25 protein-coding genes are annotated in these 24,852 nt (G+C 29.5%); 17 read left to right on the forward strand and 8 right to left on the reverse strand.

Going from position 1 to position 24,852, the window contains the following annotated elements; genetic code table 11:
- Positions 1-10 precede the first annotated feature (10 nt).
- From L8V85_RS06035 to L8V85_RS06065, 7 genes are read left to right on the forward strand one after another with little or no spacing between them, the layout of a single operon-like run.
- Entirely contained in the window at positions 11-364 is a 354-nt protein-coding gene (locus L8V85_RS06035) for a c-type cytochrome (protein WP_263659360.1), read from the forward strand.
- Complete coding sequence (hemL, locus tag L8V85_RS06040; protein ID WP_263737662.1) at positions 351-1,628, forward strand: glutamate-1-semialdehyde 2,1-aminomutase; 1,278 nt, start codon at positions 351-353, stop codon at positions 1,626-1,628. Before L8V85_RS06035 ends, hemL begins: the two co-directional genes overlap by 14 nt.
- Complete coding sequence (locus L8V85_RS06045) at positions 1,625-1,903, forward strand: AtpZ/AtpI family protein (protein ID WP_039641170.1); 279 nt, start codon at positions 1,625-1,627, stop codon at positions 1,901-1,903. The genes hemL and L8V85_RS06045 overlap by 4 nt, the downstream gene beginning before the upstream one ends.
- Entirely contained in the window at positions 1,887-2,372 is a 486-nt protein-coding gene (locus L8V85_RS06050; protein WP_012661294.1) for a hypothetical protein, read from the forward strand. Before L8V85_RS06045 ends, L8V85_RS06050 begins: the two co-directional genes overlap by 17 nt.
- The gene (locus L8V85_RS06055; protein ID WP_263660593.1) at positions 2,366-3,562 is read left to right on the forward strand and encodes an MFS transporter; all 1,197 of its coding nucleotides are present in this window, start codon (positions 2,366-2,368) and stop codon (positions 3,560-3,562) included. The genes L8V85_RS06050 and L8V85_RS06055 overlap by 7 nt, the downstream gene beginning before the upstream one ends.
- Positions 3,552-5,561: a flagellar hook-length control protein FliK gene (locus tag L8V85_RS06060; RefSeq protein ID WP_263737663.1), complete on the forward strand. Its 2,010-nt coding sequence runs from the start codon at positions 3,552-3,554 to the stop codon at positions 5,559-5,561. The genes L8V85_RS06055 and L8V85_RS06060 overlap by 11 nt, the downstream gene beginning before the upstream one ends.
- Before the next feature lie 2 nt (positions 5,562-5,563).
- A complete protein-coding gene (locus L8V85_RS06065; RefSeq protein ID WP_133319292.1) occupies positions 5,564-5,854 on the forward strand; it encodes a FlhB-like flagellar biosynthesis protein in 291 nt (96 codons plus the stop codon).
- Here L8V85_RS06065 and L8V85_RS06070 read toward each other — a convergent pair.
- Together L8V85_RS06070 and L8V85_RS06075 are read right to left on the reverse strand one after the other, a co-directional pair.
- Positions 5,829-6,638, reverse strand: a complete 810-nt coding sequence (locus L8V85_RS06070; protein ID WP_263737664.1) for a phosphatidylserine decarboxylase — start codon at positions 6,636-6,638, stop codon at positions 5,829-5,831. The genes L8V85_RS06065 and L8V85_RS06070 overlap by 26 nt on opposite strands.
- The gene (locus L8V85_RS06075) at positions 6,639-7,769 is read right to left on the reverse strand and encodes a metallophosphoesterase (RefSeq protein WP_263737665.1); all 1,131 of its coding nucleotides are present in this window, start codon (positions 7,767-7,769) and stop codon (positions 6,639-6,641) included.
- A 70-nt stretch (positions 7,770-7,839) separates the two neighbouring features.
- Here L8V85_RS06075 and abc-f point away from each other — a divergent pair, with 70 nt between their 5' ends.
- From abc-f to L8V85_RS06115, 8 genes are all read left to right on the forward strand, one after another.
- Positions 7,840-9,777, forward strand: coding sequence for a ribosomal protection-like ABC-F family protein (gene abc-f, locus L8V85_RS06080; protein WP_263737666.1), 1,938 nt, complete (start codon positions 7,840-7,842; stop codon positions 9,775-9,777).
- 131 nt (positions 9,778-9,908) lie between these two features.
- Complete coding sequence (locus tag L8V85_RS06085; protein WP_263737667.1) at positions 9,909-12,212, forward strand: autotransporter outer membrane beta-barrel domain-containing protein; 2,304 nt, start codon at positions 9,909-9,911, stop codon at positions 12,210-12,212.
- Positions 12,213-12,313: 101 nt separating this feature from the next.
- On the forward strand, positions 12,314-13,501 hold the full coding sequence (locus L8V85_RS06090) for a M48 family metallopeptidase (protein ID WP_263737668.1): 1,188 nt from the start codon (positions 12,314-12,316) through the stop codon (positions 13,499-13,501).
- Positions 13,501-14,301, forward strand: a complete 801-nt coding sequence (locus L8V85_RS06095; RefSeq protein WP_263664770.1) for a HemK/PrmC family methyltransferase — start codon at positions 13,501-13,503, stop codon at positions 14,299-14,301. Before L8V85_RS06090 ends, L8V85_RS06095 begins: the two co-directional genes overlap by 1 nt.
- Positions 14,302-14,331: 30 nt before the next feature.
- Entirely contained in the window at positions 14,332-14,799 is a 468-nt protein-coding gene (locus L8V85_RS06100) for a DUF4149 domain-containing protein (RefSeq protein ID WP_133319299.1), read from the forward strand.
- A 33-nt stretch (positions 14,800-14,832) separates the two neighbouring features.
- Positions 14,833-15,582, forward strand: a complete 750-nt coding sequence (locus L8V85_RS06105) for a flagellin (RefSeq protein WP_263737669.1) — start codon at positions 14,833-14,835, stop codon at positions 15,580-15,582.
- 38 nt (positions 15,583-15,620) lie between these two features.
- Positions 15,621-16,496: a tRNA 5-methoxyuridine(34)/uridine 5-oxyacetic acid(34) synthase CmoB gene (gene cmoB, locus L8V85_RS06110; RefSeq protein WP_220566748.1), complete on the forward strand. Its 876-nt coding sequence runs from the start codon at positions 15,621-15,623 to the stop codon at positions 16,494-16,496.
- 2 nt (positions 16,497-16,498) lie between these two features.
- Entirely contained in the window at positions 16,499-17,062 is a 564-nt protein-coding gene (locus L8V85_RS06115) for a hypothetical protein (RefSeq protein WP_133319302.1), read from the forward strand.
- Here L8V85_RS06115 and L8V85_RS06120 read toward each other — a convergent pair.
- Together L8V85_RS06120 and L8V85_RS06125 are read right to left on the reverse strand one after the other, a co-directional pair.
- Positions 17,042-17,227, reverse strand: a complete 186-nt coding sequence (locus L8V85_RS06120) for a hypothetical protein (RefSeq protein ID WP_263737670.1) — start codon at positions 17,225-17,227, stop codon at positions 17,042-17,044. The two genes, L8V85_RS06115 and L8V85_RS06120, sit on opposite strands and share 21 nt — an antisense overlap.
- A gap of 8 nt (positions 17,228-17,235) precedes the next feature.
- Complete coding sequence (locus L8V85_RS06125) at positions 17,236-17,760, reverse strand: thermonuclease family protein (protein ID WP_220566747.1); 525 nt, start codon at positions 17,758-17,760, stop codon at positions 17,236-17,238.
- Positions 17,761-17,813: 53 nt separating this feature from the next.
- Here L8V85_RS06125 and L8V85_RS06130 point away from each other — a divergent pair, with 53 nt between their 5' ends.
- Positions 17,814-19,082, forward strand: a complete 1,269-nt coding sequence (locus L8V85_RS06130) for a M20/M25/M40 family metallo-hydrolase (protein WP_263665632.1) — start codon at positions 17,814-17,816, stop codon at positions 19,080-19,082.
- A 134-nt stretch (positions 19,083-19,216) separates the two neighbouring features.
- Positions 19,217-20,611, forward strand: coding sequence for an anaerobic C4-dicarboxylate transporter (locus tag L8V85_RS06135; RefSeq protein ID WP_263737671.1), 1,395 nt, complete (start codon positions 19,217-19,219; stop codon positions 20,609-20,611).
- Between the two features lie 33 nt (positions 20,612-20,644).
- Here L8V85_RS06135 and L8V85_RS06140 read toward each other — a convergent pair whose 3' ends face one another.
- The 4 genes from L8V85_RS06140 to L8V85_RS06155 all read right to left on the reverse strand — a co-directional run bounded on the left by L8V85_RS06140 (position 20,645) and on the right by L8V85_RS06155 (position 24,777).
- A complete protein-coding gene (locus tag L8V85_RS06140; protein ID WP_263737672.1) occupies positions 20,645-22,501 on the reverse strand; it encodes an aryl-sulfate sulfotransferase in 1,857 nt (618 codons plus the stop codon).
- A gap of 21 nt (positions 22,502-22,522) precedes the next feature.
- Positions 22,523-23,260, reverse strand: coding sequence for a protein-disulfide oxidoreductase DsbI (gene dsbI / locus L8V85_RS06145; RefSeq protein WP_263659343.1), 738 nt, complete (start codon positions 23,258-23,260; stop codon positions 22,523-22,525).
- 13 nt (positions 23,261-23,273) lie between these two features.
- Entirely contained in the window at positions 23,274-23,936 is a 663-nt protein-coding gene (locus L8V85_RS06150; protein WP_263737673.1) for a thiol:disulfide interchange protein DsbA/DsbL, read from the reverse strand.
- Positions 23,937-24,132: 196 nt separating this feature from the next.
- Positions 24,133-24,777, reverse strand: coding sequence for a thiol:disulfide interchange protein DsbA/DsbL (locus tag L8V85_RS06155; RefSeq protein WP_412175249.1), 645 nt, complete (start codon positions 24,775-24,777; stop codon positions 24,133-24,135).
- Positions 24,778-24,852: the final 75 nt, after the last annotated feature.

Consider the following 24,852-nt stretch of genomic DNA (forward strand, 5'->3'; position numbering starts at 1 on the left):
AAGGCAATGAATGAAAATTGTATTATTTTTATTTTTTATAATTTATGGTGCTTGGGCTGAAGATTTTATCTCTCCTAAAGAATACCAAGAGTCCCTTTACAAAAATCCAAGAGGCATAAGTTGTGCTAAATGTCATGGCGATGGAGGTCAACAAATACTAGGTTATTACACTAAAAATGGAGAAAAAATTCCTTTTATTGTGCCAAGTATTAAAAACACTCCTTATACGCGTTTTAGAAAAATTCTAAATCAACCTCAAGAGGCAAAAAGCATTATGCCAACTTACTCGCTAACAGAAGATGAAATAAAATCACTTTATGATTATATTACTAGCAATAAAAGGAGTAAAAATGAAAAACAATAAAAAAGCCTTTGAGGAAGCTTGTGAGTATATAGCAGGTGGGGTAGATTCCCCAGTGCGTGCTTTCGCAAGTGTAGGTAGCAATCCTTTATTTATCAAACAAGGCAAAGGTGCTTATATTAGCGATATAGAAGAAAATACTTATATAGATTATGTGCAAAGTTGGGGACCTTTACTTTTTGGACATTGTGATGAGGATATTGAAAAAGCTTGTAAAAAAGCATTAGAGCATGGCTCGAGCTTTGGTGCGCCAACTTTAGCTGAAACTAAATTGGCTAAATTTATCTTAAAAGATTGGCCACATTTGGATAAAATCCGTTTTGTAAGTAGTGGCACTGAAGCTACTATGAGTGCTATTCGTCTTGCAAGAGGATTTAGTAAAAAAGATAAAATCATCAAATTTGAAGGATGTTATCATGGGCATTCTGATTCTTTATTGGTAAGCGCTGGAAGCGGTGCAGCTACTTTTAACACCCCAAGCTCACTAGGAGTTTTAACCGATGTAGCTAAAAATACTCTAGTAGCCGTTTATAATGATATTGATAGTGTTAAAAACTTAATCAATAATGATGATAATATAGCTTGTATCATCATAGAGCCAATTGCAGGAAATATGGGTTTAGTACCTGCTAAAATAGAATTTTTACAAGAGTTAAGAAAACTATGTGATGAGCATCAAATTCTTTTAATTTTTGATGAAGTTATGAGTGGTTTTAGAGCTTCATATCTTGGCTCTTTTGGGGTTAATAATATAAAAGCTGACATAGTAACTTTTGGTAAGGTTATAGGCGGAGGTATTCCTGCAGCTGCTTTTGCTGCAAGAGCTGAAATCATGGATTTATTAAGTCCTTTGGGCGGGGTATATCAAGCAGGAACACTAAGTGGCAATCCTCTTGCTATGGCTGCAGGTTATGCGAGCTTAAAAAAAGCAAGAAATTATGAAGGCTTATATGAAAAATTAGAAAAACTAGGCAAAAGACTTACTCAAGGCTTTAAAGAAGCTGCAAATGATTGCAAAATTCCTTTGCAAGTTAATTGCGTTGGTTCTATGTTTGGATTTTTCTTTTGTGAAAACCCTGTTAATAATTATCAAGACGCTTTAAAATCAGATACTAAATTATTTGCCAAATTTCATGCACAGATGCTAAGCAAAGGTGTATATTTAGCACCATCTCAATTTGAAACAGGTTTTATATGTGAATGTATGGATAAAAAAATCATTGATAAAACTATACAAGCAGCACAAGAAAGTTTTAAAGCATTATGAATAAAAGACAAAAAATCATTCGCAAAGGTATAGAAGCTGCAGATGGATTAAGCCTTGGTATATCCATGGTTGTGGCTGTTTTAATCGGAGTTGGTATAGGCTATTTTTTAAAAAACTTAACCGGTATTGTTTGGCTTTTTTGGGTAGGAGTGTTTATAGGAGTAGCTGCGGCGATTTTAAATGTTTACAAAGCCTATAAAGCACAAGTAAAAAGTTACGAAGAATTTAAAGAAGAAAATCGCTATAAAGATTTAAAAAATGATCCTAAAGCCTAAAATTTTATTAAAACTCTTGCTAGGATTAAATTTACTTTTCTTAGCAGGAGTTTTTTTTTACAAAGAATTAAGCTTTAAAACCTTTATAAGCTTTGAATTTGGCTTTTTAGCTCAAAATTTAATCATTCTAATATCTTTTTTAAATTATAAAAATTTTATTTTTAAAGCAGCTAAAAATTATGATTTTACGCAAAGACCTTTACAAATTTTTGCTAAAAAACAATATTCTTTGCCAAAAATTATAAAATTTATCCATATAGATGACGATTTAAAACCAAAATTTAAAAGTATTTTTAAAAACGCATTAGCTTTTTTTTCTTTATTTAAAATTTTTGCTTATGTGTTTTTAATAGCAGGATTTTTATTTTTAGAGTTTCAAGGTTTAATGAGTATTTTTGCCTTGTTTTGTGCAATGTTTGTCACACCCATAGCGGTATTAATATATAATTTTTTAATAAGAAAATGTTAAGCTCAAAAAGAACGATTAGATCACTAACAGCATTATTTCTTGGTATGATTTTTGTTTTCATAGGAAGTGCTTTAACAGTAAATTCCATAGCTATTATTTTAAAGCATAATAATATTAGTAATTTTTATATAGGTGTAATAGGAAGTTGTTATTTTCTTGGTGCTATGGTAAGTACAATTAGTGCCCATAGAATAGTTTCTAAAGTAGGACATATAAGATCATTTGGAATTTTTGCTATTATTTTTGGTATAGCCACCATGCTTCATAGTTTAAATTCTAATCTTTATTTTTGGATGTTTTTAAGATTTTTGCTAGGTTTTTGCTATTATGCACTTTTAATGGTAATAGAATCATGGCTTAATGAAAAAGCAAAAAACACTATTCGCTCAAGAGTGATAGCCTTTTATGAGGTTGTATTTTACTCATCATCAGGTTTTGGAATTTTACTTATGTCTTTTGACTTTCCAAGTAATACAGTATTTATTTTAAGCGCTAGTTTTATTATGTTTGCTTCCATTCCTTTATTTTTAATCCGCATTAAAGAGCCTATTTTACCACAAAAAACAAAAATTTCCATTCCTAAGGTCTTTGATATAGTGCCTTTAGCCTTAGTAACAAGTTTTATAGCAGGCATGCTTTTAAATGGCTTTTTTTCCATGGCTTCTTTATTTGTACTTATACAAGGATTTGGCGCAAAAGAAGCTTCTATTTTTATTTTCTCTACTATGGTAGGTGGCTTTATTTCGCAACTTTATATCGGAACTCTTTCTGATAAAATTAGCAGAAAATTTGCCATTATATTGTGTGCTTTTATTGCTTTAAGCGCTATGCTTTGCATACTACTTTTAGAATATAATATTTATCTAAAATACTTTTTTGGATTTTTACTAGGCATGGGTATGTGTTGTTTATACGCTCTTTCTTTAGCACGAGCAAATGATATGCTTGATAATCCTAGCAAAAGAGTTGAACTTGGCAGAGCAGTTCTTTTTACCTATTCTTTTGGTGCTTTATTTGCACCTGCAGTTTTGGGAACTTTGATGTATTATTTTCAAGCTTATGGCTTTATGTATTTTTATATAGTTTTATTAAGTATTTTGATACTATTTGCCATCGATAAACCAAAATTTAAAAAACTTACCAAATTTAAAAGAAAACCTGGTAATATGGTAATGCTAGATGATAACTAATATCTCTAATAATCAAAATCAGTTTGCAAAAAATGAAACAAATAAAGAAAATAAAAGTGAAAAATCAGACAAAAAAACCTCTCTCAATGATGTGTTAAAAAATCCTTTATTTTCCAAAAGCGATTCTGAAGTTAAATTACCCAAAGATTATGTTAGCAAAATTGATCAAAAACTACAAGAATTACTTAATAAACTTTTAGATCAAATCAAAACCAATAAAGATCCTGATTTGGCAATATTAAAAAATCATAAAGATTTAAATTTTGCACCTAATTTTGCCAATGAAGTAAAAAAACTCCAAGTAGAGCTTTCAAAAAATCCTGAATTTGAAAAACTGCTTAAAATTTTAGAAGATTTAGTCAAGCCTGCTAAAGATATTAATAATAAAAATCTTTCATCTTTAGTGAAAAATTCAGGCATATTTTTAGAAGCAAAGCTCAATCATTCTTTAAAAGAACAAAATTTACCACAGAGTTTTTTTAATCTTTTAAGTACTATAAAAGGTGCTACAAGTGAAAATTTAAAACACGATATAAGTAATTTAGATCTTAAAAATCTTGATACTACAAGCACCTTAAAAGAGCTTATTCACATCTTACAAAATCACAAAAAAGATAATAAAATTTCTTTGGAAAATACAAACTACAAAACACTTTTTAAGCTATTTGATAAAATAGAAAATTTTAAAAATTATATCAATAAAAACCCAAGTTCTATTAGTCAAGAAAAACTCCAAAATATTGCGGATAATTTTATCAAAAATCTTAATAAAAATTTAGCACTTATCAACAAAGAACTAGCTAAACCAGAAAACATAAAAATTCAAAACACTCATATACTAAAAGAGCTTAGCCAAAATATAAAAGATTTTATAATACTTTTAAAAGATATAAAAAATCACAAAAACAAAACCGAAACAACACAAGAAAATTTAAATAAAACTCCACACACTAAAGACATCAAAGAAGAGTTAAAAGAAGAAATAAAAACTCCACAAAAAAGCACAGAGGATAAAAAAGAAACTCAACAAAAACAAGAAAGCATAGCAAAAGATAAAGAAATTCAAAACACAAAAGAAGAAAAAATACCACAAAGTAAAGATATCAAAGAAAACCCCAAAGAAGAGCCGAAAACACCACAAAAAAATACTGAAGATTTAAGTAAAAATGATAATAAAAGTCAAAATTTACAAACAAATAATACTAAGTTAGAGGATATATTTAAAAGCACTTCAGGCAAAATTTTACTAGAAGATATTTTCAAACAAAATGTAAGCAAAAATCTTAATTTTAGCCAAAATTTACAAGAAGAGCTTTTAAACAATCTAAACAAAGAACTAGGCTTAATAGGAAGAAAACTCAATGAAGTTTTAAAAGCTTTAGATCCTAAAAATTATGAGGCAAAAAATTCTTTAGATGATATAAAAAATATAGAAAAAAAATTAGAACTTTCTATAAAAGATCTTGGAAAAATCACCCAAAAAGATAGCACAGAAATTTCTTCAGAATTACAAAAAGATATTAAATCCACTCTTTTACAAGTTTCCAATCTAGCCAAAAATTTAGACAATGAAAGCATACTAAATCAAGCAAATCGTCTTATAGCTCAGCTTGAATTTAACCAACTTTTATCTTTAGCCAATAATAGCATTCATACTTTTTTACCTTTCTTTTGGGATGATTTAGAAAAATCTAATGTAGTTTTTAAACGCGGTAAAAAAGATAAATTTTATGCACAAATTAATCTTGAATTTGAAAAATTAGGAAAAATCAATGTATTTTTATCTCTAAGTAATGATAAATACATCGATATAAATATGATGATAGAAAATGCTAATTTTAGAAAAAAACTTTATGAAAGAGCACATGAACTAAAAAAAGCCTTAGTTAAAGTAGGACTTCTAAGCTCTAATTTTTTCATCAGCGATATAATTAAAAGTAAATTTCACAATCAAGAAGAATATAATGACTTTAATATGGGTTTTGACACAAGGGCTTAAAAATGGCTAAAAAAACAAAAAAAGCCGTTGCACTAGGCTATAACAAAGAAGAACAAAATGCACCAAAAATCCTAGCTAATGCCAAAGGTGAAAACGCTGCTAAAATCATCTCTTTAGCCAAAGAAAATGGCATACCCATAAAAGAAGACAAAGACTTAGTAGAAGTGCTTAGCAAACTTGATCTAGGCGATGAAATCCCACCTAATATGTATAAAGCAGTGGCTGAAATTTTTGCCTTTTTATATAAAGTTGCTAATGAAGATGAAACTAAGCAAAGTCCGCAATCTTCTTAGAAAATTCAACTTGCTCATAAGTATTTTTACTAAATTTTAAAAACCCTTTTTGAGCGATTAAAACTATAGTTGAACCTAGCTCAAATTTTCCAAGTCTTTGGCCTTTTTTTACAAAAAGATCTTCATAGGTATGAGTAAAATCAAAATTTGCTGCATTAGTTTGTATGCTAGTATCAAAGCTAAAGTGCATTTTACCGACATTTAGCGCACCCACAAATACCATCCAAAGTATAAATTTTCCTTCCACTAAGCACTTTAAAACTACTCTTTCATTTTTAGTATAAAGGTTTATAATTTTAGCTAACTTTACCTCGCTCACACTAAATAAAGCCCCGCTCATATAAGTAGCACTTAAAATTTGCATATTACAAGGTGCATGATAATGATGATAATCTTTTGGAGATAAATAAATATTTGCATAATCTATGCCATTTTCTAATTCTTCTTTACTAGCTGAGTTTTTTAAAAGCTCTTCTATGCTATAACTTGAACCTTTAATGCTAAAGGCTAAATTTTCTTTTAAATCATTTTGAAAGCTACTTCCAAGTTCTAAAATTTTACCATCACTTGGACTTATAAAGCCATCTTCTAATTCTCGCTCATTTAATAAAGTTCTTGTAAATAAAGCATTTAAACTCTCATATTCTTCTAAAGGTTTAAATTCACTCATATTGATATTAAAAGCATTTACATAAGCTTTATTAATATTTTTTTGTATGATTTTTGGAAATTTATATTTTGCTATGATTCCAAACATTTTTGAAGCACTATTGCTAAATCCCACTCATTCTCCTTTTAATCTAATCAAAGCTATCTCACTAGGGGCTAAAAATCTCACAGCAGGCCCCCAAAATCCAGCTCCACTACTTACATAAAGCAAGCTATCTTTGCTTAATTTATAAAGCCCATACACAAAACCTTGTTCTAAATATACTAGCAAAGAAAAAGGGAAAATTTGTCCTGCATGTGTATGTCCTGATAAAATCAAATCAAACCCACTTACATCATAAGTTTTTACATACTTTGGTTGATGAGTGATTAAAATATTAACCTTTTCTTGATTGATTTGAGTTTTGATTTTTTCTATATTGCTTTCTTTAAAACCCAAACGCTTGGCAGCCAAATCCAAAGTCCCACTTAAAGTAAAATCCCCAAAATCAATACTTTCATCTTCCAAAACTTTGAAATTTTTAAGAGTTTTAAGCTTTTTGCTTATTGCATTTATATCATTATAATACTCATGATTTCCATAAACAAAATAAGTACCATATTTTGATTTAAAATTTTCTAATAAATTAATATAAGGCATACTAGCAATATCTGCATCGATTAAATCCCCAGCTATAATAACCATATCAGCATTTAAAGCATTAACTTCACCGATTAAGGTTTTTAAAAAATCTTCTCCTAAATTTTTTCCCAAATGCACATCAGAAAGTAAAACTATATTTAAATCTTCTTTTAAATTTTTAACTTTAATATCTACCTCATTAACCTTAGGTGTGCTAATAGCATTTACAAAACCTTTAAATACCATACTAACGCTAAGTATAATAAGCCAAGAATCAAAAATTAATTTTAAAAACTTTCTTCTTTGGACACTGAAAATTTGCTCTTTTTTATTTTCATTAAAAAAAATCCAAGAACCAATTTCAAAAATCACTCCAAAAAGCAAGAAAAAGCAAGTAATAGTAGGAAAAATAGCTAAAATATAATAAAGCTTTTCATGTAAAAAGTCCCCGCGCATATTTATAAAAAAGATTAATTCACATGCAAAAACTATTAAAATAAAAGCTAATACAAACTTCTTATAAGGTTTTAAAAAATCAACCCTACTTAAAAATCTTTTATAAATATACCAATGTGCCAAAGCAAAAAATAAAACTAATAAAGTAAAAAAAACAAATGCTCTCATGGCGTAATTTTATTTAAGCAAAATTAATACTTTTTAAAGTAAAATCGTAAAAAACATTTGGGAAAGAAATTTGGCTTTAATAGATTTAATCGACGCAAATAAGAAATTTAATACAAAAATAGTTTTAGAAAATGCAAATTTTAGTGCAAATTTAGGAGAAAAAATCGCCATTATAGGCAAAAATGGTGAAGGAAAATCAAGCTTTTTAAAAGCCCTTATGGGAACTTTAAAACTAGATAGCGGTAGAGTAATTAAACAAAATAACGCTAGTATAGGTATGTTAAGCCAACAAGTAAGCTTTGAAAGCACCTTAAGCGTAAGCGAAGCCATCAAAAAAGAACTTGAAGAAATTTACCAAGCCTTGAAAGAATTTGAAAGCTATAATGAAAAACTAGCTTTTGATCCTGAAAATAAAGAATATTTAAAAAAAGTAGATGAATTAAGTTTATTTATAGATTCAAAAGACGCATGGAATTTAGACCAAAAAATACAAAGAATATTAGAAGAATTTAAACTATTAGAATACAAAGACAGAACACTTTGCTCTTTAAGTGGGGGCGAAATAAGACGCGTAGGGCTTTGCACACTTTTGCTAAAAAATCCTGATATATTATTGCTTGATGAACCAACTAATCATCTAGATGTATATATGAGTAACTTTTTAGAAGAAAGATTAAAAGCCTCTAAAATGTGTGTTATTTTCATCTCTCATGATAGGTATTTTATCGATGCTATAGCCCAAAAATGCGTAGAAATAGAAGCAGGAAAATTAAGCATTTTTGAGGGTGGATATACGCAATATCTAGAAAAAAAAGCAGCTATTTTAGCTTCCTTAGCTAAAAGCCATGAAACCTTACTTAAGCAATTAAAAAGTGAGGAAGAATGGCTAAGAAGAGGAGTCAAAGCTAGGCTTAAACGCAACGAAGGACGCAAAGAACGCATTTTTAAAATGCGTGAAGAAGCTAAGAAAAACCCAGGAGCTATCAAACGCTTACAACTTGAAATCAAAAGAGCAAGTAAAAATTTTAACCAAACTCAAAGCCAAAACCGCAAAAAAATGCTTTTTGAACTTAAAAATATCTCAAAGTCTATTGCCAACAAGACACTTTTTAAAGACTTTAATGCACGAATTTTACAAGGTGAACGCATAGCCATAGTAGGTAAAAATGGCTGTGGGAAATCTACTTTCTTAAAGATTTTACTTGATCAAATTCCGCTTGATAGCGGAGAGATTAAAAGAGGTGAAGTTAAAATAGGCTATTTTGATCAAAGCAGAAGTTTATTAAACACTGATAAAAAACTTTTAGAAATTTTTTGCCCAAATGGTGGCGATCACATTCAAGTACGTGGTAAAAATATGCATGTTTATGGGTATTTAAAACAATTTTTATTTCCAAAAGAATTTTTAGAGCAAAGCGTGAGTGTGCTAAGTGGGGGTGAGAAAAACAGAGTTGCTCTAGCCTTGCTTTTTACCAAAGAATATGATGTATTAATCTTAGATGAACCAACAAATGATTTAGACATAGCTACGATTAATATCTTAGAAGAATACTTACTTTCTTTTGAAGGTGCGATTTTGCTTGTCTCACATGATAGATATTTTGTTGATAAAATAGCAACTAAACTTTATGCTTTTGAAGATAATGCAAATATTAATATAGAAGTTCTTTCTTATAGTGAATATTTAGAAAATGAAAAAGAATACAAAGACTTTGAAGAATTTTCTAAAAGCTTAGAAACAAACACCACCGCAAGCGTAAAAACAAAAGAAAAATTGAGTAAAAAACTAAGCTATAAAGAAAATGAAATTTTAAACTCATATCCTGATAAAATTCATAAATTAGAAGAAGAAATAAAAGAAATAAAAAATGCTCTAAGTAATCCTACAATCTATCAAGAGATAGGCATAAACACCCTTTATGAAAAGCTAAATTCCTTAGAAAGTGAACTTAGTATTTTAGAAGAAGCTTATTTTGATGTTTTAGAAAAAAATGAGGATAATTTATAATAATTTTTTATTATTTTATTTACTCTATTTAACAGTCGTAAATTTTATTTGTTTTTAATTGACTTTTTTTGTTATTGTTGTTATAATGTTTTTTCAATAAAATTATAATTTTATTAAGGAGTTTCAGAACAATGAAAAAGTTGAATAGAAAAATTTTTCTTTCCGCTTGCGTTGCTACTTTTGTAGCTAGTTCAGCTATGGCTATAGAGCCATCCAATCCTATTCCTGGTGCAATTGAAGATAGTCAGCTAACACACCTAGGGGAGGGGGAATATCAATTTGTAATTTCAAAACCACAAGAACAAACATTCTATATTAGTAATCATCTAGGTGATAATGATTATGGACAAGGTGCTGTATTAGAAACACCTATTAAGCACTTAACAATAAATGCAGCTAACAACACTATTGTAGTTGGAGGTAAAGATGTTCCTTTTGGCTCAATAGGTGGTATAAAACCTCATTATTCTTTTGCTATCAAAGCTAAAGAAGTAAACTTCATAGGCAAAAAAAATCCAGATAATATAGTGATAGCAAACCCAGATCCTGGTTTTGGCTTTCCAGGAGTTCCTGGCTTAGGAGCTCAAGGTGGCAATAATGTAGATGATGGATTTGGTGCTATGTTTGATCCAGATACAGGTATAAATAGCGGCGCCTTAATCGATAGAAATCCATGGGGACCAACTTGGATTCAAGACTCAAGAGAAAATGTTTCTCTAAATGTTTTCCATGATGGCTTAATTGATGGTAATGTTAATATGGATCATGCGAACTTTAAAATCATAGCAGGTGATTTTAATGGTATTAACTATAATGGTGCTTTAACTATCAATGGAGACCTTTTTGCTCATGATTCATTATTTACTCTACATGAACCACATCAATTTACAGTAAATGGTAATGCAGTAATTAGAAATTCTGTGTTTGAGCTTGCAAACTTTAGTAACCCTGTAACAGAAAAAGGCGTTTACTTAATGAGTGCTACAAACTTCAACAAAGAATTTGCAGAAGTAAATACCGTTAGAAATGTATTATTAATTCCAGAAGGAAAACTTTTAGGTCTTAAAGGTCATGCACTAGCAGAATATGAAGGTGAAGTTGTAAAAGTAATCGTAGATCAAGATAAAAAATACTTCAATTATAGACTTAATGTAATTGGAAATGATGCTTATGCTCAAGGTGGCTTAACAAATAATATTAAAAATATTAGCATTAGTAAGCTTCTAAAAGAAATGAGAATAGAAGTTCTAACTCAACTACATGATTATTACGCTCAAAAAGCTTTTGAACAAAACCAAAACAATCCTGGTATTGATCCTAAAGAAGTTAATTATGATAAAATTCTATCCGATATTAAAAAAGAAATGGATAATATAAGCAATAACAAAAAAGTTATTACTTATGGGCACAAAATTGATTCAGTTTTAGCATCTTTAAAAAATTCTGATAGACATTTAGCAGCTAACTCGGCTTTAGTTAACGCTATCAAAGGCGATGTAAGACAAGCTCAAGCAATAGTTGATTCAGCTAGAGAAAGCACAAACAATTCTAACCGCCAAGGTGCTATTCAAGTTATTAACTTGGCTAACGAGATGGCTATTGCTACTAGAATGGCGCAATCAAGAAGCACTGGTGAAAATAGCGTATGGGCTAATGCATTTGGTGGTGCAAATATAATTGGTAGCGAAAGCGAAGGTGTATATGGAACTACTATAGGTATTGATAGACAATTTAGCGATGCTATTTTCTTTGGTGCATATTTAACTTATGCTGATTCACAATTAAATCATAATTCTTTAAATCAAGACTCTAATAATTTACAACTAGGTCTTTACTCAAGAATTACAAATGGTCAACATGAATTTGATATTAAATCTTATGCACAATTTAGCTTTGCAGATCAAGAAAGATTTGTAAATGGCTCAGTGCAAAAGTCTGATTTTACACAAACCTACTTAGGTGCAAGTGGTAACTATGGTTATGTATTTGATTTTAGTGATAGCTTTTCAATCAAACCTTTAATTGGACTAAATCTTTATTATAGCCACACTCCAGATTATACAGAAAATGGTCTTTGGGCTCAAAAAGTTTACTCAATGGATAGTTTTGCAGCGAGTGCTGAAATTGGAGCAGAATTTAGAAAATTCTTTGACGGTGGTAGCTATTTCTATGTAACTCCAAAAATCGAACAATTTTTTGCTATGAGTGGGGATGATTTTAAAGGTCGTTTCACAGGAAGTGATTTTAGCTATAATGTAGCTGGTGCTGAAAAAGATAAAACTTTCGGTAAAATCCTTATCGGAAGCAATATTAGCGTTACAGATAGATTTTCTATTGATCTAAGTGTAGGCGCTAAACAAATCTTAGGCAATAAAGATGATAACACTGATGAAACTTACCTAACTGGTAATATTGGTGTTAAATACTCATTCTAATTGACATAAACAAGAATTCTTCTTATATAGCATAGGTAATTTACCTATGCTTATTTACTTTCTTATTGCATACTTTCACAAAAAAATTACATGGAAAAACTATGACTTTGATAACTATTTTATGTATTTATACAGCTTTTTTGGTTTTTATATCTTATATACAAATTTCTTTTTTAAAAAAAGAAAGAGAAAAACAAGCAATTATTTTAAATGAACAAGATTATAAAAATGCTGCAAATATCGCCATAGAAAATGAAAAATACAAAATCTTTTCTAATCTTTATAATCTGATGATTAACATTTCTTGGATTAGCTTTGGCTTTTTGTATTTAAAAGAAATTTTTATAAAAGAAAATTCTACTTTAGAAAATACTTTATTTTTGCTTGCATTTTTATTGATTATTAGTATTTTAAATTTACCACTTAGCTATTATGAAAGCTTTATAAAAGATAAAAAGCACGGCTTTTCAAATATGACTTTAGCGCTTTTTGTTAAAGACAGCATTAAATCTTTAGCTCTAATGCTTGTTTTTGGCTTTTTAATCATCTATGCCTTAGTATTTTGCTTTGAATTTTTTAACACATACTGGTGGGTAGTGGCTTTTGCTCTAAGCTTTATAATTATACTTATTATAAATCTCATCTACCCTACACTTATTGCACCTATGTTTAACAAAATGAAAAAACTTGAAGATGAAAATTTATTAGAAAAAATCACTAATTTAATGCAAAAATGTGGCTTTAGTGCAAATGGTGTTTATGTTATTGATGCAAGCAAAAGAGATAAAAGATTAAATGCTTATTTTGGTGGCTTATTTAAAAGCAAAAGAGTAGTACTTTTTGATACACTTTTAAATGCTTTAAAAGAAAAAGAACTCATTGCTGTTTTGGGTCATGAGCTAGGACATTTTGTGCATAAAGATTTGCTAAAAATGTTATTTGCTAGTGCTTTGATGCTTTTTGTTTTATTTTTCATCTTTGCACATTTACCAAGCTTTTTTTATATTGAAAGTCATTTAGATGAAGTGAATGCTGGAGTTTTTGCACTTTTATTGATTTTTGGAAATATTTTTACTTTTATTATTTCTCCACTGCTTAATAAAATGAGTCAAAAAAATGAATTTAATGCTGACTTACACGGAGCAAAACTAAGCTCTAAAGAAGATATGAAAAATGCTCTCATAGCTTTAGCAAAAGAAAACAAAGCCTTTGTTAAAACAAGTAAAATTTATACTTTCTTTCATCTAAGTCATCCTTGCATTTATGATAGAATCAAAGCTTTGCAATGATTTCAATCAAACAAGCTTTAAAGCAAGCTTACGCAAAAGATCCTACTCACAAAGAATATATACTTTTTATTCTTTGTGAGCTTTTACAAAAAGATAAGGCTTGGATTTTTTTAAATCCTGAATTTCAAATTGATGAAAAAGTTTTTTTAGAATATGTAGATAGATTTTTAAATGGTGAGCCTTTTGAGTATTTATTTCAAAAAACACAATTTTATGGTTTTGATTTTTTTACTAAAAAAGGGGTTTTGATACCGCGTTTTGATAGTGAAATATTACTTGAAAGATGTTTAGAAATTTTAGATCATAACTCTTTTAAAAATATACTTGAAATTGGCTTTGGAAGTGGAATTTTAAGTATTTGCTTAGCAAAGTTAAAACAAATTTTTATACAAGCTTGTGATATCAATCCAAAAGCATTAGAGCTTGCTAAAAAAAATGCAGATTTTCATAATGTTTCAAATTTAATCAATTTTCAACTTTGTGATTTTAAAAATATACAAGGAAATTTTGACTTTATTTTTTCTAATCCTCCTTACATAAAAAATGACTATCCTTTAGATAAATGGGTGCAAAACGAACCACACAATGCTTTATTTGGTGGAGATAAAGGTTGGGAAATTTTACATGAAATTATTCTTTTTGCCAAAAATCACAACACAAAAGTCTTAGCATGTGAGTTTGGCTATGATCAAAAAACAATTTTAAATAAAATTTTAAAAGAAAATGATTTCAAGGCTACTTTTTATCAAGATTATAATGGATTTGATAGAGCCTTTGTTGCATGGAATTTAAAAAATTAGACTATAATTATCTTTATTATAGGAGAAAATATGAAATCAATATATTTATTTTTACTAGCAAGCTTAATTGGGATTGAAATTAGCATAGGTGTGTTTTTAGCTCCGACTATATTTTATCCTGCTAAATTCATAGGTGAAGGGGTTTTAACTCATTTTCAAAGTGGGCTTTTAATGACACACATTTTTGTGCAATTTGGCTATGTTTTGTTAGGTGTGAGTGTTTTGTCTATTTTAATAGAAATTTTTTCATTTAAAGACAAAAATTTAACTTTTAAAATAAATTTTTCAAAATTTATGCTTTCTTTGATCATTTTGGCACTAAGTTTGCTTTTTGTATTTTACTTCACTGCTTATGTTTTAGAAGCACAAAGTTTAGGAGAAGAAGCAACTAAAACTCAAGAATTTATAAAAATTCATGGTGCAAGTGAAGTTGTGATGAAAATTATCATGTTATCACAAGTAATTTTGTTTTTCTTAAATTTTAAAACAAAAAAATGATATAATAAAATAAGTCTTTAAAAGGAGTCAAAGATGAAAATAGGCGATATAGGAACAACTCAACAAAATCACTACTTAAATCAAGCTCAAAAAAGCCAAGAAAAAGTTTTAGAAAACATAGCTGCAATCCGTGCTATAGATGGGAGCGATGGAGCAAATTTAGCCATAGCTGATTCTTTAAGAAGTCAATATAGCACTATAGATCAAGGTATTTTAAATGCCTATGATTCCATAGGAGTTTTACAAATTGCTGATTCAACTTTAAATAACATTTCAGCTACTGCAGATAAACTTAATGAACTTTCAGTGCGCTCAAACAATGCTGCTTTAAATGACAGACAAAAAAGTATGCTAAATTCTGAAGCAAGCAAACTTGTAACTTCAATCAATGATGCTTTTTCTAATGCGACTTTTAATGGAAAAAATGTATTTCAGAGTATGGATTTTGTTGTTGGTACTGGGGTTGAAAGTATTAATTTAAATCAACCAAGCACAGCAAATTTAAGCCTTGAAAATCAAGACGGAATTCGTGATTTTCAAGATCAGGTAGGTTCTTTACGCGCAGATATTGGTGCTGGAATTAACGCTATCCATTCTAATATCAACTCATCTTTGCAAACTAGTATTAACACTAAAGAAGCTGAAAGCAAATTACAAAATAATGACTTAGCTCAAAATATCAATGATTTTAATGCAAATTACCTAAAAGAAAATGCATTTTTATTTGCAAATGCTCATTCAAATGTAATGTTACAAACTAAACTAGCAAGCCTACTTCAATAATAAAAACTCCCAAATAAGGGAGTTTTTCAAGGAAAAATATGCAAAATAATGCTTTATTTAAGCAAGTTTTAAAACATCCTTTATATGAAAAAATCCAAAAACTTAGTGAAAAAATTCAAAATTCAAATTACCTTATAAATGAAAGTTTTGATATTTTTTGTGATAAAAGTTTAGATGATGAGATCAAGAATATCACTTTAGAATTAAAACCTTGGCGTAAAGGACCTTTTAAAATTAATGATTTATTTATAGATACAGAATGGCAAAGTTTTATCAAATTTAATATTTTAAAGCCTTATATGCAAGAAATAAATGGCAAAATAGTAGCAGATATTGGCTGCAATAATGGTTATTATATGTTTAAAATGCTTGAATTTAATCCTTCAAAGCTCATAGGTTTTGATCCTTCTATTAAGTATTATTTGCAATTTTTACTTTTAAACTCCATTGCAAAAACTCCTATACAATATGAGCTTTTAGGCGTAGCTGATGTACCAAATTATGGCATAAAATTTGATGTGATTTTTTGTCTTGGAGTGATTTATCATCGTAGTGATCCCATAGCCATGCTAAAACAACTCAAACAATCTTTAAATAAAGACGGCATAGTCTTTTTAGACACTATGTATATAGAAGATGAAAGAGAAATAGCACTTATTCCTCAAAAAACTTACTCAAAAATACCAAATATTTTTTTCATTCCGTCGATATTAGGTTTAAGAAATTGGTGTTATAGGGCTGGATTTAGTGAATTTGAAGTTATAACAACTAAACAAACCGATCTTTTAGAACAAAGAAAAACACAATGGATTGATTCTTATTCTTTAGATCAATTTTTAGATAAAAATGATTCAAATTTAACTTGCGAAGGCTATGAAGCACCAAAAAGAGTTTATGTTAAATTAAAGGTGTAAAAATGGCAAGAACAGTAAGTGCTGTTACTATAGAAGAATTAATAGATCCAGAAGAGTTAAATCGTATCAAATCAGAACTTATCACTTGTCCAGGGATAAACAATACTTTAGCAGGAAGTATTTCTCATATAGAAAAAAATTTCGCCAAAGGTATTTTAATCACAACCCATGATATGGCAGTAGATGAACTAGGATTAGTGCATAGTGGCTTTGTATTTAATGCAGCAAATTACATAGCACAAGCTGCAATTAATAAAGAATTTAGCGTCTTAATAGGCTCAAGAAGCTTTTTTTATGCTCCTTTAAAAGTGGGAGATATTTTAAATCTTGAAGCGAGTGCTTTATTTAGCGATGACTCAAGAAAAAGAGAGGTTAAAGTAGCTGGTTTTGTAAATGAGATTAAAATTTTTGACGCATCTTTTCAAGTTATTACTACAGATGATCATATATTTAAACTTAAACAAAATCAAGCCGCTACAAATAATAATCAAAATCAGCAAGAAACAACTAAACAAGAATCAATGCAAGAAGAACTTAATGCAGTCTTAAAAGGAATCGGGGGTTAAAGGTAAATCCACCCAATTCTTTGAACATTCTTTATGATAAGTCCCACTTGCATCATAATATTCCTTACAATCATCGTAAAAGCGATTTGAGATCCCTCTTTCATTGACAAAACAACCACTAAAAAATAATACTAAAAATCCAAACAATAATATTTTTTTAAACATCTTATATCCTATTTTAATCTTATTTGTTTACGCCATTTATAAGGCTCTATAGGATTTTCACTTTCCCATAATCCTTTTTTATTTATCTTGGCATAATTTTGCTCATTTATATATAAATCACTATAATGCTCATATGCCCAAGCAAAACCATTTTTAACCATAACTTGATTAATATCTTTATCATTTAAATATACAATGGCTAAAATTCTACCATATTTATCCTCATCTTTTACATTTAAAACTACTTCTTTATTTAATACAATAGCTTTTAGAAATTGCGTAGCCATTTTTCCATAGGCTTGATCACTCTCAGGCGCGTCTATACCAAAAAGTCTGATTTTAAGCTTTTCATCTTCAAATTTAGCCTCAATAGTGTCTCCATCTACTACACGACTTACTTTAGCATTAATATACGAGCCACTATCATAATTTAAAACATAAGCAAAAGCAACTAAAAAAAGTGCGATTAAAAATTTCTTCGGATCTTTTAATAAGTTTATAAATAATTTAATTTGTTTCCTAGAAAATTTCATTTAAACCTCATCTATATAAAAATATGCCATAATTACAATAAAAAGGAGAATTTATGCAAGAAATTATACAAAATTTTAAACAAATTGCTCAAATACCTCATTGTAGTTTCAAAACCGAAGAATTAAAAAATTTTCTCATTGATTTTGCTAAAAGTCAAAATTGCCAAGTAAGCGTTGATGAAGCAGGTAATATCCACGCACACAAAGGAAATCCTAAAATTTGTTTACAAAGTCATTATGATATGGTTTGCATGGGAGAAGCTCCAAGTATACAAATATATGAAGAAAATGGATATTTAAAGGCTAAAAATTCAAGCTTAGGTGCAGATAATGGCATAGGAGTATCACTAATGATGCAAGCTTTAAAAGATTTTGAAAATATAGAATGTCTTTTTACTAATGATGAAGAAGTTGGACTTTGTGGAGCAAACAATCTCACCCATACTTTGATCTCAAGCAAGCTTTTAAATTTAGACCACGAAAGCGATGATGAAGTTGTTATAGGTTGTGCTGGCGGGGTAGATATTTTTGCTAGTTTAAACTTAGAAATAGATGAAAAAGAAGAAGATTGTTATGAGATAGAAGCAATTGATTTTAAAGGTGGGCACTCGGGAATTGATATTGTTAAAAATATTAAATCTTCTATTAAAGAAGTGAGCTATTTTATCACTCAAAATCAAGGAGAACTTTGCGAATTTAAAGCAGGTGAAAGAATAAATTCTATACCAAAACATGCTAAAGTTATAGCATTTTTTAAAAATCCTCCAAAAGAGAATGATCATTTTAAAGTAAATTATATAGGTAAAATCAAAAGAACATATTATAAAAATTCTCAAGTTATTTTAAATCTCATTAATGCTTTTGCACAAGGAGTTAGAACTTTTAATCATCAATTAAATTTAGTTCAAACAAGTATCAATCTTTCACTAGCTTATGAAAAAGATAACAAATTTCATTTTGAGCTTTTTGCAAGATCTAATGATTTACAAGAACTTAAAAACATAGAATTTGAAACCTTAACTTATTTTAAGATGCAAAACTGCGAAGTTTCAAGTGCAAATTTTTATCCACCGTGGGCTAATAAAGATACTAAATTTGGAGAAGAAATTCTAAGTTATTTTAAAAAAGAAAACCCAAATGCCAAGCTTTACACTATACATGCTGGTTTAGAATGTGGTATTATAAGTGAAAAACAACCTTTAGAATGTTGCTCAATAGGACCAAATATCCATAGCCCTCACTCAACAGATGAAAAATGTGAAATAGCTTCTATTGAAAAAATCAGTAAAATTCTTTATGCAATCTTAAAATATTATCAATAAATATAAAATAACCAATATTTTGATAAATAAATTCAAAATATTGGTAAATATTTATTTAAATAATAAAAAATTTTATTTACTATTAATAAAACTTGGATTATACTCTCACATATTTCAAAAAATAAGGAGAGAGTATGGAAATACTAACTAGCCTTAGCGAAGGTGTTCAATTTAGTATCCAACTAATTGTTGTTCTTATTTGTCTTTTTTATGGGGCAAAAAAAGGCGGTATCGCTCTAGGCTTATTAGGCGGTATAGGTTTATTAGTTTTAAGTTTTGGTTTTGCTGTAGCACCTGGAAAACCTTCTATTGATGTTATGCTTACCATTTTAGCTGTTGTTGTTGCTAGTGCAACTTTACAAGCTAGTGGCGGTTTGGATGTAATGTTGCAAATTGCAGAAAAAGTTCTAAGAAAAAATCCTAAATTCTTAACTATTTTGGCGCCATTTGTAACTTGCATTCTTACCATGCTTTGTGGAACTGGGCATGTTGTCTATACTATGATGCCTATTATTTATGACATTGCTATTAAAAATGGTATTCGCCCAGAAAGACCAATGGCTGCTTCTAGTATTTCTTCACAACTTGGTATTATCGCAAGTCCTGTTTCAGTTGCAGTTGTAAGCTTAACAGCCCTACTTTTAAATCCAGAAATTAATAAACATCCTTTAGCAGGATTTGATGGCTATGTAGATTTACTTGCTATTACTATACCTTCTACCTTAGTAGGTGTTTTGGCTATAGGAATTTTTTCTTGGTTTAGGGGAAAAGATCTTGATAAAGATAAGGATTTTCAAGCTAAGATTAAAAATCCAGAACAAAGAGAATATATCTATGGCGATAATAAAACTCTTCTTGGACAAAAACTTCCAACTATCCAATGGGTAGCTATGTGGATTTTCCTAGGTGCTATTGCTATAGTAGCTATACTTGGAGCTTTTCCAGAGCTTAGACCGCAATTTACCTCAAAAGGCGTTACCAAACCTATGAATATGGTAGCAACTATTCAAATGTTTATGCTTTTAGCAGGTGCAGCGCTAATCATTTTTACCAAACTTGATGCAAGCAAAATTGCAAAAAATGAAATTTTTAAATCCGGTATGATAGCCTTAGTAGCTGTTTTTGGAATTTCTTGGATGGCAGATACAATGTTTGCAGTGCATACTCCTATGATGAAAGAATCTTTAGGTAATATCGTTATAGAACATCCTTGGACTTATGCTATTATGCTTTTACTTATTTCTAAATTTGTTAATTCTCAAGCAGCAGCAATTGCAGCTTTTGTGCCACTTGCACTAGGAATTGGTGTTGAACCAGGTATTATCATTGCTTTTGCAGCAGCTTGCTATGGATACTACATTTTACCAACTTATCCAAGCGATCTTGCAACTATACAATTTGATAGATCAGGTACTACAAAAATAGGTAAATTTGTTATCAATCATAGCTTTATCTTACCAGGGTTAATTGGTGTGATTGTTTCTTGTATAGTAGGTTATTTTTTAGCTTTAGGTGCAGGATATTTATAAAAATTAAAAGGGCTTTAAAAAAGCCCTTTTTTCTTATTTAAATGCTTTTTCTAAATCAATAGGCATAGCTTGATAACCAGTACTTGCTCCGCTAAAGCGAATTTGTACTGAAGGTTCTTTAGCTCCCCATTTAAATTCATCTATTTCAGGTTTTGGCTCACCTACAGCAGCACCCTTACTTAAGTCAAATGACATTCCAGCAGTAGCACTATAAACCATGATGGAATTTTTATCTTTATGGTATTCTGCTAAAGAAGTGACAGGTGAAAACCATTCATTGCCTCTTTGCTTTCCATACTCCCAAATTTGTTCTACGGTTTTATTTTTTTGATCTATTTTATACACAACTGCTCTTGAGTATTTCATTGAAGCAAAAGCAGGTTGCTCTATACCTCTTGCATCGCCATTATCAAAAGCTGTGATATAAATATATCTTTTATCAGATTTTTCATCTATTCTAAAAGCAGTATGCTGTGTCCATGTAAAATCAAAACCACCTTCTTCATTTTCATATCCTGGACATTTGCTATACTCATCTTCACAAACTATCTTTTTGCCATTTTTATCAACAGGTTGCAAAAGTGTTTTTTTATATTTTTCTCCCCATCCTTTGTGTGCTCCTAATATCCATTTTACTTTTTTATCGCGTCCTATTTTTATAATAGCACTTTGATGACGACTTGAAATAATAATACTATCATCACTTGGATCATAATCTACGCTATTTACATGAGCCCAGTTACGCCCTACTCCAGTGCCTGCTATATCGCCAAAAGAATCACTTGCATCCATTTTAGCTAAATCCTCATCACTTAAAGTAACCCCTGCTTTACTCGCATCAATATTTAAACAAACCGCACCTTGATCTAATGCTTTGATTACATTTGCTCTATATGGATCTAAAATTTCAAACAATCTCCACTCATCTACTACATTACCATTTTTATCAACTTCTACTATCACATCGCGCACTGAACGCACATTTTTACCATCAGGACGCTTAACATTGGCAGAAGCCACCCTTAAAAGATAATTTCCATTTTGCATATTGTCCATAGAATGAGAAAAATCTATATAAGAAGAAGGTAAAAGACGATTAAAAATTTCTCTACCCATTAAATCATATTTAACATATCTTTGTCCAAAACCCCAAGTTAAAGCTCCATCAGTATTTTGCCTAAATCCCATCATAATACCACGATTGTAAATATTATTCCAATCCATCAATTTATCATTGTCAAAATACCAACGAATTTCACCTTTTGTATCAATGATAAATGCATTTGAATTCTCATCCCATTCCATTGCACCACCTGCTGGGTTATTCCAAACAGATTGAGAGCCTTTTCCACTTTGTTTCCCTGGAGCATTATTAACCAAATACAACCTATCTTCAAAACCTTTATCTACTTTAATCACTTCTACTTTTTCAAAAGGCACACCTCTTTGCATAATACTTCCACTTGGCTCTATATTTACTCCACCAGTTGCTATTTTATATACCTCATCTACTACTTTTTCACTCTTTCCAAAAGCAGTTTTGGTGTAACTTACTTTTACTGTATTAAAATATGATGGATAAAGTCCAAAAATAGGAATTCCTCCATAAGTTTTAATTTTACTAGGGCTAACCTTATAAGATATAGTTTGCCCATTTGGTTTTGGAACTATAGTTACGCTTACATCACTTAGTTTGTATCCACCATCCATAATTACAGCACTAAGCGGAGATAAACCATAAGGATTCATCTTTACTGCGCCAATTTTGCCTTGAATTTCCCAATCAATTTTAGCACCACTAGGTCCACCCATAGCCAAAGAAACACTAGGCACTACCATAACAACACTGCTAGCAAGCAAAATACTACTTACAATTTTACTAATCTTCATTTTTTCTCCTTTTTTATATTATTAAGCTATTTGCACACTTGGCTCACCTAAAATTTTTAGCAAAACTACTAATATTAAAACAATCAAAGCATAAAATTTAGCCTTAGAATGTGAAAATGTATAAGAAACAAACATGCTTCCTAAAATCACCAAACAAACAACAAAAGCCAACAAACAACAAATCGCCATATTCATAAATTCCATACTAGGAATCAAATACCAACCATTACTATACAACCCATCTTCAAAATTTGGAGGATTTCCAACAAAAAATTTCTGAAAAGCATTTAAACTACCATAAACATCTTCAGGTACTATAGGTGTATCCATACCACACTCACCTGTTGGTAAAAACCATCCTGGTGCCCATTCATGCAATGGTAAATTAAAAGGATATATAGGAATTTCTCTACACCCATCAACACCAGCAAAAGGATTTTCTGAATGTACTACCTCGTGGATATGATTAAGAGTAATACAATACTCTATACCAAGCCATATACCCCAAAATACAAAAGTATATGCAAAAATTTTCAAATAATCATTTTTAGGATCTATCAAGGCTAAAATACCACCAAAAGCCATAGTTAACATAGCAAATCTTATATAAACACACTGCTCACAAGGCTCCATATAAAGGTATTCTTGAAACAAAAAGTGTGCTATAAAAGTTAAGCCTACCATAGCTATAACCATTATCAACCAAGGAACTCTTGTATTTTGCCAAGTAGTGATTTTACTAATAGGACAAGAACTCATAAAATACCTCAAATCACATCTTGCTTAATTCTTCTGTTATTTCCATCAAAGCTTGTGGAGATGTGATAGCTTGTGGTATGATTTGGTATTTACCATTTACTACAAATGCAGGTGTACCATAGTTTTTAGAGATATCATTAGCATTTTCATAAGATTTTAAAATTTCACTAGCTTCAGGAGTTTTTAAAAAGTTATCTAAATCTTCTTTGCTTGCTGAAATTGCTTTTAATCCTACTTCATAAAACGCTTCAGGATTGGCTCCATTTCCCCATCTTTGTTTTTTCTTAAAATAAGCATTAAAATATGCTTCAGAAGCTTTATGAGTTAAACTATTTTTATCGCTTTGACTTACTTTATTTTGCTCATCTTTAAAAGCAGCAAAAGCAAAAATTTCATTAGCTTGCTTACCATAATCACCCATAGAGCTAACAGGATAAAATTTATAAGTTAATTGTGGTAATTTTTCTTTGACTTTTGACATGGTATTAAACTTATGATGATCATAACAATGTGTGCAACGATAAGAAAATACTTCTATTAAAGAATTTTGTGCATTTGGGATAGGTGTTTTTAAAACCACATACTCTTTACCCTCACTAAGTGCATTTGCACTCACACCAAGAACAAAAGCAGCTGCCGCCATTGCTTTTGACAAATTATTTAAGTTGAATTTCATTTTATTTCTCCTATTTGTATTTTATATATAATAAATATTTGTAATTTATTATAAACATGCTAAAGTTATATTAATATAACTTAAATATTAATTAAACAATAAGAAAAAATTTCAAAATGAAAATATAATTATTAAAAAAATAAAAAATAATAATACTTTATCACAAAAATTACAAAAAGTAATGCTTAAAAAAGCATTACTTGGTAGAAAGTTCTTTAACTATACGGATTAGTTCTTCTAAAGAAGTGATATACTCAGGATTGATTTGATATTTGCCATTTACTACAAAAGCAGGCGTGCCATAATTTCTTGAAATTTCATTAGCTACATCATAAGCAACTAAAAGCTCTTTGGCTTCTTTAGTTTGTAAAAATTTTTGCAATTCTTCTTTACTAGCACCAATAGCATTTAAACCTATTTTATAAAACAAATCAAGATTATTTAAATTTAATTTTTTTTCAAAATGACTTACAAAATACACATCAGCAAGCTTATAAGTAAGACTTTTTTCACTAGCAACATCTAAACCTAAAGCTTTTTCTTTAAAAGAAGCTAAAGCAAACATCTCATTTAAAGCACCACCGTACTCGAGCATAGAACTTACCGAGAAAAGATCATATTTTAAATTTGGTAAAGCTTGTTTAACTTTTGCTAGAGTGTGAAATTGATGATGATTATAGCAATGAATACAACGATAAGAAAATACCTCTATTAGAGAATTTTGTGCATTTGGGATAGGTGTTTTTAAAGTAATATACTCTTTACCCTCACTAAGTGCATTTGCACTCACACTAAAAACAAAAGCCATAATAGCTAGCAATTTAAACATTTTTTGCAACACTTGCATGATTTTCCTTTTTTCAATGATATAAAATACAATTTTAACATAAGATATAAAATCAAGAATATTTTATGC

Source organism: Campylobacter sp. IFREMER_LSEM_CL2090, from assembly GCF_025771865.1.
GTDB classification, from domain to species: Bacteria; Campylobacterota; Campylobacteria; order Campylobacterales; family Campylobacteraceae; genus Campylobacter_D; species Campylobacter_D lari_D.